We start from the raw sequence: 12301 nt of genomic DNA, 5'->3' as shown, positions 1-12301 counted from the left end.
CTTATAGTAAGACCAGCCCTTTAGAATAAGTTTCTCATGATGTGAGAACTTCACTCAATATGCAGCGGACGTTATGACTTCACTTGAACAAGCCTTATCTCAAATACCAAACTTCTCTTTGGTGCATGAGCATCTGTTTAGCTCTGGTCAACCGACTGCCGAGCAATTACAACAAATCAAAGAGTATGGTTGCGGCACAGTCATTAACCTTGCAACCAGCCAATCTGACAATCATCTGGCTAAGCAAGACCAGATCTGTCTAGATTTGGGATTAAACTATATTCACATTCCAATTGGTTGGGATATACCTTGTTCTGAACAATGCTTATTTGTTTTAGACCTGATTGACCATCTGGTGCAAAACGAAATCATTTGGCTGCACTGCAATGACAATATGCGTGTCAGTAGCTTGATGTACCTCTATCGCCAGTTCTATATGAATATCGACCTACCAACAGCACAAGAGCTGTTACATCAAGTTTGGGAACCCAACGAAACATGGACCGGTTTAATTCATAGCATTACTTTACAACTGCAAGGTCGTAAAGCAACGCAAGAACTAGAACAATCATTGATTAACAGCAATCATTTTGCTTGATGTGAAATCAAAACCGTTGCGGTCGCCAAAATCCCTTCTTGGCGACCTGTGAAACCAAGTTTTTCCGTTGTTGTGGCTTTAATACTGATTTGAGTTACATCAACATCCAATACATCTGCAATACTCTGGCGCATTTCCAGATTATGTTTAGCCAACTTAGGACGCTCACAAGCAACGGTAATATCAGCATTATTGAGTTGATAACCACGATCTAGAATCAATTGATAGACATGTTTAAGCAACAAGCGACTGTCAGCACCTTTGTATTCTGGATCGGTATCTGGAAAGTGCTGTCCAATATCACCCAATGCCAAAGCACCCAGTAACGCATCACTTAATGCATGCAACACCACATCACCATCGGAATGCGCCTTTAAACCATGCGTATGTGGAATTTGAATACCGGCTAAAGTAACAAAATTACCTTCTTCAAATGCATGTACGTCAATCCCTTGTCCAATACGAATTTGAGCAACCATATGATTTTCCTTTTACAATATACTGAACAAATCTTGTATTCAGGCTTTCTATTTCGCTATAGTACGTTGAGCAAATTAGACTGAAAGTATAAGTGATTATGCTGTTTAACACTGTAAGAAATCAATTAAAGAAATCTGGCTACATCATCACATTGAGTTGTTTTTGCTCAACATTTACCTATGCCGAAGCAATTGACTGCACGAGCAATGATTTAAACGCCAATAAAATCTGCTCTAAACAATATAAAGAGCAGCGTTTGAAGCTGAATACCAAGTTTCTGACTGCCTATTTAGTAACAGACGCCCCACTACAGTTATTACACGATACACAAAGCTTATGGCTAAATCAGGTACAACAGTGCAAAAGTAAAAATTGTTATCAACAGCAATTTGATGCACGTTTAGACGATTTAAATTTTTATACCTCAATGAATCAAACATTGACACAGCATTATTTAAAATATGAACACGGTAAACTAGCAGCGCAACCTGTTCATTTACAGATTCACCAGCTCGATAAAGACAAACTTAAAATCGAAGGAACGGCCTATCGCAATCCGAATAACCGTCTAGAAACCCAAACGCAGTCATTGCTCGCCTATAGTACGCCTGAACAAAGAAGCCAAATCATTGATAATGAAAAAAAATGCCAATATCAATTGGACTTCCAGAAAGCACTGTTAATTGTTAAATCTGAGCAAAAAGATTGCAGTCGCTTTACAGGTATTTACCGCTTATACGACTAATCCAAACACGACAAAGCCGATGTTTTCACATCGGCTTTTTTATTCAGCTTGGAAATTTTTGTGCAATTTCCTGACTGATCAATACGGCTGTTGCGGCAGAGAGTGTCCAGCCTAAATGTCCATGTCCCGTATTATAAAAGACTCTTGGTTGCTTACCTTGTCTCACCACAGGCAACATATTCGGCATCATGGGACGTAAACCCGCCCATGGAACCACATGTTCCGTTGAAATATCAAAGTTCTGGTTTACCCAATTAATTAAGGGTTGAATACGATCTGCACGAATGTCTCTGTTGTAACCGTTAAACTCAGCTGTTCCCGCAATACGTAAACGGTCTGCACCTAAACGTGAGGTCACGATTTTTGCACTCTCGTCGAGCAAACTCACCCAAGGTGCATTATTTACGCTGCGCTCATCTTTGAGCTGTACGGTAATCGAATACCCTTTGACTGGATAAACATTGACACTGTCCCCAAGCATATCGGCCAGTTGATAGCTTCCGACCCCCCCACAGACTAAAACCAGATCAGCAATAATTTCAGTAATCCCATCCGCAGTTGGATTAACATTTTCCGAGCTATTTTTACAGTGAACAATCGCTTTGTCTTGGCTAAATTTAATATCAACAACATCAAGGCCAAAACAATATTTCACACCATATTGCTGTGTTCTTTCCGCCAACCCGACAGAATACTTATGGATATCACCAGTTGCGTCACCGGCAGTGTAATATCCGCCATAATAGTCACCTGTTAATGTCGGTTCGATGGCTTTCATTTCTTCAGGAGTTATCGCATTCCGTTCTAGTTTCCCTTCAACCAATACATCATTGACTTGCTTGGCAATTTGGTAATCTTCTTTAGTGTGATACATATGCAAGATGCCACGTTTTTCCAAGTCAAAAGAAATATTTTCCTTTTCAGCAACCTCAAACAAACGTTGTCTTGCCAACAAGGCTAAACGCACTGTTTCAATGGTATTGGCTTTATAATTTTTAATATGCGTCAAAAACTCAATCAGCCAGCGATACTTGTGCACACTAAAAGATGGGTTGAGCAATAATGGTGCATCTTTCTTACTCATCCATTTGATACCTTTGAGTACCGTTGCTTTTTGGTTCCAGACTTCCGCATTGCAGGCAGATAATTGCCCACCATTGGCAAAAGAGGTTTCCATAGCTGGAAACAGATGGCGATCAATCACCGTCACCTCATAACCCAATTTAATTAATTCATAAGCAGACGTTACACCCGTAATCCCCGCACCAATTACAACAACATGTGGCATAGCAAACTCCTAGAAATGCATCACATTTCTTAATGCATAGCCCCATCTGTCATGGTACCTGAGAGTTTCGGCAGATGATTACCAATTAACCATTAAGCCTTCCCCTTCGGTGAGTGTTTGTCGTAGAAGAATAAAGTTGTCGTATATTTCTACAAGTTGAGCACTGCTCTCCAGATTGTATTTCTATTATTACAGTCCTTCTGCCTGAGAGTTTCCGGGGTCGTTGCTCCTTCGGCGAGTTCATTGAAGAACTTCTCTCCCGCAATAATATTTATATCCCTATAAGCAATATATATGCCGCTTAAAAATACAGACACTAAATTCTTGTAATTGTTTGTAGACGGAAATTTGTTCTATTGGGCTAAAGTTAAGATCATAAAAAAGCAGGCTGACAGCCTGCTTTAAATAATTAAAACTTGCATTGCAAAATTTGATCTGGGAATTGTCCCTTCCAAAGCTCCCGCAATGTCGGTAAATAGAATTTTTCCCCAATCATCACCAGTTCAGCATCAATCAGTGCATGAATCTCATGCATCAACACATAATCTAAGGCAATCAACGATAACTGTGGTTGAGTTTGGGCGATGTGTTTACGTTTAATTTGAGCCTTTTTAACTAACTCATTGGCAAAGTTTTTATCTTTATAGGTGGTAATCGCGCTTAAACGTAGCTCGATGATGCCCCAGCCCTCCAATAGTTTTTTAAAAACCTCAAAGTCTTTTGACGTCGCTTCCCAAGTCACATTTTCCAAATTATTGTCTTCTGGCAATACAGGCAAGAGTAAGTCTGCCGTACTTGGAAAAATTTTCTTTAAATTCAACAGAAACTTAACAGGATTTTCATTTGGAAGATCAGAAAATTGGATGTTGGTTTTGGTATCTGTTAAATAGATAGAGAGCATCAAAAAAATCCTAAGGTAAAATGCTGTTTTATATAAACTTAATTTCAGCTCTGCACAGTGTTGGCAAAACAAAAAAGATAAAAACAGAAGAAGATGATCATTCTAACAATTATGACAATTTATTCAATGTTAGTTTCGCTCTAAAGACTTTCCTCTACACATTAAGTAGCTCCTACAAAATCATAATCTCAAGCATAGAACATAGTCAAAGAGAGATCTTTGACCTTAACCAACTGCCTACCACATCATGGAGAATAATTATTTACATCATCATCGTGTAGCAGATACATAAAAGTTTGCTATCCGTTCTCTACCTTTGGAATAATAGAACTGACCATGCAGGTCAGTTCAAAATTACTCATTTCACAGCTTTTTTAAGATTAAAAAAATGTGAAATATCTATTAATTCAATAGGCTTTAAAACAATGGACATCATTTACTGATTACCTTATGTCCGTTCTGAATAGGCTTTGTAGGAGTTAATCAAAGTGATTAAGATCAAAGAATTGATAATGTCTGAACGTATAGTCTTAGATAAATCAAAACTATTAGATACATTAGACAGCACATCCATTTCATTAAAAAATAAACTTGTATTTCTACCTTTTATCGCCCATTTCGTTATGAACTTTGGTGACTTTAATAAATATGTATTGCCATTTAAAGCACCAACAAATGAATTGGAAAATCTCGTAAACATACATGCAGCAGAAGATGCCGAACATTGGATTTGGTATGTGCATGATTTAGAAAAACTAAGCTATGATCTTCCTGAAAAATTTACGACAACTTTAAAAAAATTATGGTCAAAAGAAAATGAAGAAAACCAAATCCTTTTTTTCGAGTTAGTCCATTTAGTTCACAACCAACCAGCCAATATTCGACTTGCAATTATCGAAGCAATCGAGATTACAGGTCATATCATCTTTTCAAAATTGAGAGATATCACCCAACATTCTAATTACCAGTTAAGTTATTGTGGAGACATCCATTATCATAAAGAAACAGGTCATACCATTGGAGCTGAAGAAAAAATCATAGATCAGCTAACCTTCTCAACATATGAAAGTGAAATTGCAATTCAATCTATAAAACAAGTCTTTAAAGCATTTAGTCGCTGGTATCAGTACTTGGATTTCCTTATTTGTACACATCATAGATCCTGACCAACTATAGTACTTAATATCTCTATTTTATAAAGAAATCCCTCTATTCAAGAGGGATTTTTTATTCAGGAATCAAGCTTACTTACTATTTGGAGAAACCATATTTTCAGGTTTTACCACCTCATCAAATTGCGCTTCGGTAACCAGTCCGAGTTCAACTGCAACCTGTTTTAAGGTTTTATTCTCCTTATACGCAGTTTTCGCAACTTTAGCCGAATTCTCATAGCCAATAACAGGATTAAGTGCCGTGACTAACATCAAGGAATTATGCAGGAAGTAATCAATTTTTTCACGGTTTGGTTCAATTCCAACCGCACAATGATCATTAAAGCTATTACATGCATCACCCAATAACTGAATTGATTGCAATAAGTTGTATGCAATCACAGGCATAAACACATTGAGCTCAAAGTTACCCGAAGCCCCTGCAACGTTGATCGTAGTGTCATTCCCTAAGACTTGTGCAACAACCATGGTCATTGCTTCGCTCTGCGTGGGATTGACTTTGCCAGGCATAATACTCGAACCAGGTTCATTCTCTGGAATACGGATTTCACCAAAACCACAGCGTGGGCCACTTGCCAACCAACGAATATCATTCGCGATTTTATTTAAACTTACTGCTAGCGTTTTTAATGCGCCTGATGCAAACACAGCGGCATCACGACCTGCCAAAGCCTCAAATTTATTCGGTGCCGTGACAAATGGTAAGCCTGTAAGTTCAGCCAACTGCTCAGCTGCTTTCACTGCATAGTCAGGATGTGCATTCAATCCAGTTCCCACAGCTGTACCACCTAACGGTAACTCATACAAACCTGCAAGCGCTTGCTGTAAACGTTTTAAGCCATGTTCCAGCTGCGACACATAACCAGTAAATTCTTGCCCTAAGGTCAAAGGGGTTGCGTCTTGCAAATGCGTCCGCCCAATTTTCACGATATCATCAAATTCTTTTGATTTACGTTCCAGAGTAGCCTTGAGTTTTTCAACAGCAGGAATCAGTAATTCATTAATTTGGATACTGGCTGCAACATGAATTGCAGTTGGAAAAGAGTCATTGGTCGATTGTGCACGATTGACATGGTCGTTTGGGTGTACTGGTTTCTGTGCTCCCAATGCCTGCCCTAATTTCTGATTAGCAATATTGGCAATCACCTCATTACAGTTCATATTGCTTTGTGTGCCTGAACCTGTTTGCCAAACCACCAAGGGAAATTGTGAATCCCATTGTCCAGCAATCACTTCTTCAGCAGCACCAACAATATACTGGCTCAAATCTTCAGGCAGTTGTTTTAACTCAGCATTGGTCATTGCAGCAGCTTTCTTGACCAACCCCATTGCACGAATCATCGCCCGCGGTAAGCGCTCCTGACCAATCTTAAAGTTTTGTAGACTCCGTTGCGTTTGCGCCCCCCATAAAGCGTCATTGGGTACTTCAATTTCGCCCATTGTGTCGTGTTCAATTCGCATTTGCATAAACAACCTCTGCTCTATTTGGTTAAAGTTCTCACGGGCTGAAGCAAGGTGATGCTTTGGCTAGTAGCCATTATCCTAATCAAAGCAGATATAATTGTAAATAAGAATCATTATCTTAATTACCTTTTAAGGTATTTAAATAGAACCGCCATTCATCTTCAATCATCACAGTCAAAGGTCGCTTTGGAGACCAATTCAATACCTTCTCTGCTTTCTCTAAAGCTGCCCCGAGTTGCGCTATTTCTTGATGTTGAAAAACCGCTGGTTGAGTATTCACTTTTGTTTGCGTCACCTTTTCAATTTCATTCAGCAAAGTTTGAATCGATGTCAGTTGCGAATGTGCAATATTGAATGACGCTAAGCAATTATGTTGTGACTTCAGCCAATTCAATGTTTTTAGGATTGCCTCGCATGCATCCAAAACATGTAGGAAACTTCGCTCAACCGTACCATCAGCCGTTGCTGCCTGATTTTGCAATTCAATATATTCGCGTTGCATCGCTGCAACCTGTAAGGCCAAAGGCACAATATTTTTGGGTAATTGCGTAACAAATTCACCTAAAACACCATGTTCAAATGCACCCACAATATTCGATAAACGCAAGTTCACAATACGCCATTCAGGATCGACTTTATAAGTATCAGCAATAATATCTTCGACCATTTGCTGTGATCGAACATAGGGATTCGGGTAGCTATAATTAAACTTGGTTTCTTCAGATAGTTTCGCATCTGATTGGCCATATACAGCCAAACTCGACAGATTAATTAACTGTCTAACCCCCATTCGCTGCATAGCTCTTAATAAGCTCATTATGCTACTGACGTTGTCATTATAATATTCCAGCGGTTTTAACACAGATTCTTCTAAAGATTTAAAACTGGCTGTATGAATCACTGTATCAATTGAATATTGTTCGAATACTTTATTTAGAGCTGGTGTATTACGGACATCCAGTTTCGCAAATGGAATATACATGCCTGAAATATATTCGAGCCGCTCTAAGGTCTGTAAGGTTGAATTGGCTAAATTATCCACAATAACAATTTCTTGACCATGAGCCAACAGACTCAAAGCTATATGCGAACCAATAAAGCCTAAACCACCTGTCAGCAAAATCATTGTATACTTACCTTCCTTTAAATCTATCCATCATTATTTTTGCCTACTACGACCATAGTGAATATTCAATGAGTACACTACTGCTAATTACTTCTGCGCCTACGTCAATTTTGGCTTGGCATGCTTTTGGTTTAGCTCAAGCCTTACAAAATAAGCATGAAGAACTTCAAGTCTTCTTTTACCAAGATGGTGTTCAGGTTGCGAATGACTTACAGTGGTTTCCTGATGATCAACGCAATCTAAAACAAGAATGGCAAAAGCTCGGCATTCGACTCCCTGTCTGTGTCAGTGCTGCCCTTGCTCGGGGAATCACTGATGCGGACAATGCAAAGCGCCATTCACTCCAACATTACAACTTAGCCAAAGGCTTTGAACTGGTTGGTCTTGGTGAGCTTGCTGACGCAGTACAAAGCTGTTCTCGTTTAATTCAATTTTAATTTAAGTTCTTTACTACAGTGTTGCTTTGAAAAGGTAAATTGTGTGAAATCTGTACTCGTCATCCTAACGCAACCTAACTTAACAAGTTTGCAAATCAATGAAAGCTTGTCCGCAACTATGGTTTTAGCAACCTTTGGTATTTCTGTCAAAGTATTATTAAAGTGTGCGGCAATTAACCTATTGGACAATAAGTTAGAATTTGATCAACTTAAACATGAGTTTAAAATTGCAGCCAATATGGTTGAAAGTTTTGAGTTCTATGATTTGACTCCAATTTTAATTGAATATGAAAATCAAGAACTGAGAATCATTAAAAATACAGATCAGGAGATCGAATTCATTGATCTCAATCCAGAGTTTATCCAGTCATTTGATCATATACTATACTGGTAAGGTGTTTCATTATGGAAAAAACAACGCTCTTTTTAGTCCAATCTGCAACAGAACAGCTCTGGTCTGACTTAGTAAAAATGGCACAATCTGATGACTATATTGTGATTATGGGTGATGCAGCAATTCAGGTGTCTGCATTAATTACAGCAACTTATCATCACATTTATTGTTTAAGTAATGAGCACAATCTTCTTAATGATGAAGTTAAAGACAAAATTCAGGCAATCGATTATGCCCAATTTGCAGAGCTCAGCTTAAAATTCAAACGTTGTGTTTCTTTGAAATAATATTTCTTTCATTCATTTTTTATTTTTTAGGCTATTTTATGCAGTTAGAATTAGACCAAGACGGCCATTTAGTTGATTACAGCATTTGGGATCAAAACGTTGCTCAAGAGTTGGCAAAGTCTTTAGATTTACAATTAACGGATTGGCATTTTGAGATTCTTTATGCTGTAAGACAGTTCTATCAACAATTTGGTCATTCACCTGCAACACGTCCACTCATTAAGTTTTTAATGAAAACTGTTAATGCTGAAATTGATAATGCCTTGTTGCAGCAGAAGTTTAATACAGGTTTAGTCGCTCGTCATTTAAGCCGTTTAGCGGGTGTACCTAAACCTGCAAATTGTCTATAAGCTATGTATATGCATGAGCATCATGCATATTTTTTGGCGAAAGCAACACAAAGGATTACTGCAACCGTCACGGCGAACATCGCTGCACTGACTTGTTCATGCAATAAGACAGCGGCAATTGCCAAACCAAAGATAGGTTGCAGCAGTTGTAACTGACCAACTGTGGCAATCCCCCCTTGTGCCAAGCCCTTATACCAGAAGAAAAAACCGATCAGCATACTGAATAAAGACACATAAGCTAAACCTAGTTTTGCCGATGTTGAAACTCCAGCAAAGTTTGCAGGCATATACAAATAAGAGAGAAGTAGCATGATCGGTAAGGTAATAATCAACGCCCAGCAAATGACTTGCCACCCCCCTAAATGTTTCGATAGCTTACCCCCTTCGGCATAACCAAAAGCACAAAGCAAAATCGCCAAGAGCATGAACGTGTCACCATAATTAAATGCCCAGCTCCCTGTTTGAATCAGCATATAACCAAAAACCAGCATCCCACCTAAAATAGCGAATAACCAAAAAGCTAAATTTGGTCTTTCTCCACCTCTTAACACGCCAAAAATCGCAGTTGCCAGTGGCAATAAACCCACAAAAACAATGGTATGTGCAGCACTAACATATTGAAGTGCCAAAGCCGTAAACAGTGGAAAGCCAACCACCACTCCCAGTGCAACATAAAATAATGGCAGCCAATCTTTGCGCTCTGGTAACTGCTGACGCGATAATAAAATCAAGGCCAAACCAAGTAGTCCAGCAATCGTAGCACGGGCAGCTGTTAAAAAGGTGGGACTAAAGTCCATGACTGCAACACGTGTTGCAGGTAACGACCCTGCGAAAATAATTACACCAATCAGACCATTGAACCAGCCGCTATTTAAAGTTTTCATTTATTTTCTCCAAATCCACATGGAGAATTTAAACTGTGATATGGTTTAAATACCACACACAGTACAGTACAATTTCAAATAACTGTATTGGTTATTTTACCCATACAGTTAAAGATGCTCTCATGAAAAGTACTAAAATTGATTTTGTAATCCAGCATATTCAGGAACAAATAAAAAACCGCTCATTACTACCCGGCTCACGTTTACCCTCAGTCCGTGCTTTGGCTACTGTACTTCATCTATCTGTCTCAACAATCGTTGAAGCCTATGAACGCCTTGCTTCTCAAGGCATTATTGAGGCAAAAACAGGTTCAGGTTTTTTTGTTGCAGGACCACTTGCACCTTTATCCATCTCTGAAATTCATCCCAAAATCGATCGGAGTATCGATCCACTCTGGATTTCAAGACAAGCCCTCGAAGCAAAACAAGGTGTTTTAAAACCGGGCTGCGGTTGGTTACCTGATGACTGGATGCCACATGAAAATATTCGTAAAGCCATTCGTAAAGTATCCAAAGCTCCTTCAAACACTTTGACGAATTATTCAACGCCATTAGGCCTAGCACCTTTACGTGAATTACTCTCACGTAGAATATTAAGCAAAGGTATTGAAGCACAACCCAATCAAATTTTATTGACAGACTCGGGCACACAGGCTATCGATTTAATTTGTCGTTATTTTCTCAAACCGAATGATGTGGTTTTAGTGGATGACCCTTGTTATTTTAACTTCCATGCATTGCTGAAAGTTCATCAAATCCAAATCATTGGTGTGCCTTACACGCCTGCAGGGCCTGATCTGGAAGCTTTTGCTCAAGCCATCAAAATCCATAATCCACGCCTCTACATTACCAACTCAGGTATTCATAATCCAACGGGAGCGGTATTAACCGCATCAACAGCGTATCAAGTCTTAAAACTGGTTGAACAGTCTAATCTGGTGGTGATTGAAGATGATATTTTTGCAGATCTAGAACGACATAGCGCCCCTCGTCTGGCCGCATTAGACGGCTTATCCCGTGTCATTCATATTGGTAGTTTTTCTAAAACATTATCAGGTTCTGTCCGTACGGGCTATATTGCAAGCCAATCAGAATGGATCGAGGACTTGGCTGATATCAAAATCGCAACCTGTTTTGGGGGTAATAACCTCTCTTCAGAAATTCTGTATGCCGCATTGACCGATGGTAATTACCGTAAATACCTAGAAGAGCTAAAAATACGCTTGGCCAAAGCAATGGACGCAACAGTGAAGCAACTTGAGAAACTCGGAATCAACGCATGGGTTAAACCATCCGCTGGCATTTTCTTGTGGTGTAAATTACCTGAACATTTTGATACCGCACGTATTGCGCAGAATTGCTTAGAGCATGGTGTGATTCTGGCTCCGGGCAATGCGTTTAGCCAAAGTCAGAATTTTAAGAATTTTATTCGTTTTAATGTAGCACAATCACTTGAGCCTAAAGTCTTTGAGGTTCTATCCCATGCCATTCAGCATGAAATAGAACAACAAAGGCGATAAGCAAATCATGCTGTTTTCTGCTTTTGTTCAATAAAGGCAAAATAGCCTGGACCTGCCGCGACTCGTACATCTTTAGCGTGAATCGGTTGATTACATTCAGAACAGACCACTTTGGGATTAACTTTTCGCCCGCAACTTTTATGCGTAAATTCAACGGGTTTACCTAACCCCATATCCATCCACTTATCGGCCCATTGCACCATAGAAAGAATAATTGGATAAAGGTCTAAGCCCTTATCTGTGAGTTGATATTCAAAACGCTCCTGACGATCGACATAAGGTACTTTGGTTAAAATCCCATGCTCCACCAAGCGCTTTAAACGCTCTGAAAGTACATGCCGCGTCAACCCTAGACTGCGCTGAAAATCATCAAAGCGACGTATACCCATAAATGCATTTCGCAAGATGAGCATTGTCCAACGATCACCCAACACTGAGAGCGTCCTCGCCACTGAACATGGCTGGTCGCCAATTTCATCCCATTTCATTATTATCACCTAATCATTTTTTTAAAGTTTTATTTAAAAGACATCAATGTCTTGAACCGTCATGTTTAGAAACTAAACAATATAAAATATACACTAAATCACCTTATCCATCAGATGCAATATTGGCACTAGGCTAAAAGTACCAATATTCAGTCATTTTACATAAA

Annotated in this window: 15 protein-coding genes and 1 riboswitch; of the genes, 8 read left to right on the top strand and 7 right to left on the bottom strand. The window is 39.1% G+C overall.

What is annotated here, in order from left to right; translation table 11 throughout:
• Positions 1 to 73 precede the first annotated feature (73 nt).
• Positions 74 to 598, top strand: coding sequence for a protein tyrosine phosphatase family protein (locus Aba26S_RS01840; RefSeq protein ID WP_043969880.1), 525 nt, complete (start codon positions 74 to 76; stop codon positions 596 to 598).
• Here Aba26S_RS01840 and ispF read toward each other — a convergent pair.
• Entirely contained in the window at positions 586 to 1077 is a 492-nt protein-coding gene (gene ispF, locus Aba26S_RS01835; RefSeq protein ID WP_005241285.1) for a 2-C-methyl-D-erythritol 2,4-cyclodiphosphate synthase, read from the bottom strand. The two genes, Aba26S_RS01840 and ispF, sit on opposite strands and share 13 nt — an antisense overlap.
• Before the next feature lie 98 nt (positions 1078 to 1175).
• Between ispF and Aba26S_RS01830 the strand changes: the two genes are divergently transcribed.
• Complete coding sequence (locus tag Aba26S_RS01830; protein ID WP_005241284.1) at positions 1176 to 1823, top strand: hypothetical protein; 648 nt, start codon at positions 1176 to 1178, stop codon at positions 1821 to 1823.
• A 43-nt stretch (positions 1824 to 1866) separates the two neighbouring features.
• Here the strand turns inward: Aba26S_RS01830 and Aba26S_RS01825 are convergent, their stop codons facing one another.
• Both Aba26S_RS01825 and Aba26S_RS01820 read right to left on the bottom strand, forming a co-directional pair.
• A complete protein-coding gene (locus tag Aba26S_RS01825) occupies positions 1867 to 3111 on the bottom strand; it encodes a D-amino acid dehydrogenase (RefSeq protein ID WP_043969879.1) in 1245 nt (414 codons plus the stop codon).
• A gap of 182 nt (positions 3112 to 3293) precedes the next feature.
• A riboswitch (glycine riboswitch) is annotated at positions 3294 to 3383 on the bottom strand.
• A gap of 137 nt (positions 3384 to 3520) precedes the next feature.
• Positions 3521 to 4012, bottom strand: coding sequence for a hypothetical protein (locus tag Aba26S_RS01820; protein ID WP_043969878.1), 492 nt, complete (start codon positions 4010 to 4012; stop codon positions 3521 to 3523).
• 512 nt (positions 4013 to 4524) lie between these two features.
• Here Aba26S_RS01820 and Aba26S_RS01815 point away from each other — a divergent pair.
• Complete coding sequence (locus Aba26S_RS01815) at positions 4525 to 5178, top strand: hypothetical protein (RefSeq protein WP_227541456.1); 654 nt, start codon at positions 4525 to 4527, stop codon at positions 5176 to 5178.
• Positions 5179 to 5256: 78 nt separating this feature from the next.
• Here the strand turns inward: Aba26S_RS01815 and fumC are convergent, their stop codons facing one another.
• Positions 5257 to 6651 carry a class II fumarate hydratase gene (gene fumC / locus Aba26S_RS01810; protein WP_043969876.1) on the bottom strand — a complete coding sequence of 465 codons (1395 nt, stop codon included), beginning with the start codon at positions 6649 to 6651 and terminating at the stop codon, positions 5257 to 5259.
• 115 nt (positions 6652 to 6766) lie between these two features.
• Positions 6767 to 7774 (bottom strand): NAD-dependent epimerase/dehydratase family protein, encoded by a 1008-nt coding sequence (locus Aba26S_RS01805; protein WP_043969875.1) that lies wholly within the window; start codon positions 7772 to 7774, stop codon positions 6767 to 6769.
• Between the two features lie 68 nt (positions 7775 to 7842).
• Between Aba26S_RS01805 and tusD the strand changes: the two genes are divergently transcribed.
• The 4 genes from tusD to Aba26S_RS01785 are packed head-to-tail and all read left to right on the top strand — an operon-like array spanning position 7843 to position 9242.
• Positions 7843 to 8211, top strand: a complete 369-nt coding sequence (tusD, locus tag Aba26S_RS01800; protein ID WP_005241272.1) for a sulfurtransferase complex subunit TusD — start codon at positions 7843 to 7845, stop codon at positions 8209 to 8211.
• A gap of 43 nt (positions 8212 to 8254) precedes the next feature.
• Complete coding sequence (locus Aba26S_RS01795) at positions 8255 to 8605, top strand: hypothetical protein (RefSeq protein WP_005241271.1); 351 nt, start codon at positions 8255 to 8257, stop codon at positions 8603 to 8605.
• Between the two features lie 11 nt (positions 8606 to 8616).
• On the top strand, positions 8617 to 8892 hold the full coding sequence (locus tag Aba26S_RS01790; protein WP_043969874.1) for a hypothetical protein: 276 nt from the start codon (positions 8617 to 8619) through the stop codon (positions 8890 to 8892).
• A gap of 38 nt (positions 8893 to 8930) precedes the next feature.
• Positions 8931 to 9242, top strand: coding sequence for a TusE/DsrC/DsvC family sulfur relay protein (locus Aba26S_RS01785; protein WP_005241268.1), 312 nt, complete (start codon positions 8931 to 8933; stop codon positions 9240 to 9242).
• A gap of 20 nt (positions 9243 to 9262) precedes the next feature.
• On the opposite strand, the gene Aba26S_RS01780 is transcribed toward Aba26S_RS01785, so the two are convergent.
• The gene (locus Aba26S_RS01780; protein WP_043969873.1) at positions 9263 to 10126 is read right to left on the bottom strand and encodes a DMT family transporter; all 864 of its coding nucleotides are present in this window, start codon (positions 10124 to 10126) and stop codon (positions 9263 to 9265) included.
• Positions 10127 to 10248: 122 nt separating this feature from the next.
• On the opposite strand from Aba26S_RS01780, the gene Aba26S_RS01775 reads away from it, so the two are divergent.
• Positions 10249 to 11646: a PLP-dependent aminotransferase family protein gene (locus Aba26S_RS01775; RefSeq protein WP_043969872.1), complete on the top strand. Its 1398-nt coding sequence runs from the start codon at positions 10249 to 10251 to the stop codon at positions 11644 to 11646.
• 5 nt (positions 11647 to 11651) lie between these two features.
• Here Aba26S_RS01775 and Aba26S_RS01770 read toward each other — a convergent pair whose 3' ends face one another.
• The gene (locus tag Aba26S_RS01770) at positions 11652 to 12134 is read right to left on the bottom strand and encodes a helix-turn-helix domain-containing protein (RefSeq protein WP_005241263.1); all 483 of its coding nucleotides are present in this window, start codon (positions 12132 to 12134) and stop codon (positions 11652 to 11654) included.
• Positions 12135 to 12301 lie beyond the last annotated feature (167 nt).

The sequence above is a fragment of the Acinetobacter sp. NBRC 110496 genome (assembly GCF_000876115.1).
Lineage (GTDB): Bacteria > Pseudomonadota > Gammaproteobacteria > Pseudomonadales > Moraxellaceae > Acinetobacter.
The sequence above is the reverse complement of the archived record's forward strand: the minus strand, read 5'-3'. Positions and strand labels throughout refer to the sequence as shown.

Coding starts and splice junctions, on each gene's coding strand:
- Aba26S_RS01830 (WP_005241284.1), top strand. CDS start 1,176: ATGCTGTTTAACACTGTAAGAAATCAATTAAAGAAATCTGGCTACATC.
- ispF (WP_005241285.1), bottom strand. CDS start 1,077: ATGGTTGCTCAAATTCGTATTGGACAAGGGATTGACGTACATGCATTT.
- Aba26S_RS01775 (WP_043969872.1), top strand. CDS start 10,249: ATGAAAAGTACTAAAATTGATTTTGTAATCCAGCATATTCAGGAACAA.
- Aba26S_RS01840 (WP_043969880.1), top strand. CDS start 74: ATGACTTCACTTGAACAAGCCTTATCTCAAATACCAAACTTCTCTTTG.
- Aba26S_RS01805 (WP_043969875.1), bottom strand. CDS start 7,774: ATGATTTTGCTGACAGGTGGTTTAGGCTTTATTGGTTCGCATATAGCT.
- Aba26S_RS01785 (WP_005241268.1), top strand. CDS start 8,931: ATGCAGTTAGAATTAGACCAAGACGGCCATTTAGTTGATTACAGCATT.
- Aba26S_RS01815 (WP_227541456.1), top strand. CDS start 4,525: ATGTCTGAACGTATAGTCTTAGATAAATCAAAACTATTAGATACATTA.
- Aba26S_RS01820 (WP_043969878.1), bottom strand. CDS start 4,012: ATGCTCTCTATCTATTTAACAGATACCAAAACCAACATCCAATTTTCT.
- tusD (WP_005241272.1), top strand. CDS start 7,843: ATGAGTACACTACTGCTAATTACTTCTGCGCCTACGTCAATTTTGGCT.
- Aba26S_RS01825 (WP_043969879.1), bottom strand. CDS start 3,111: ATGCCACATGTTGTTGTAATTGGTGCGGGGATTACGGGTGTAACGTCT.
- Aba26S_RS01770 (WP_005241263.1), bottom strand. CDS start 12,134: ATGAAATGGGATGAAATTGGCGACCAGCCATGTTCAGTGGCGAGGACG.
- Aba26S_RS01780 (WP_043969873.1), bottom strand. CDS start 10,126: ATGAAAACTTTAAATAGCGGCTGGTTCAATGGTCTGATTGGTGTAATT.
- Aba26S_RS01790 (WP_043969874.1), top strand. CDS start 8,617: ATGGAAAAAACAACGCTCTTTTTAGTCCAATCTGCAACAGAACAGCTC.
- fumC (WP_043969876.1), bottom strand. CDS start 6,651: ATGCAAATGCGAATTGAACACGACACAATGGGCGAAATTGAAGTACCC.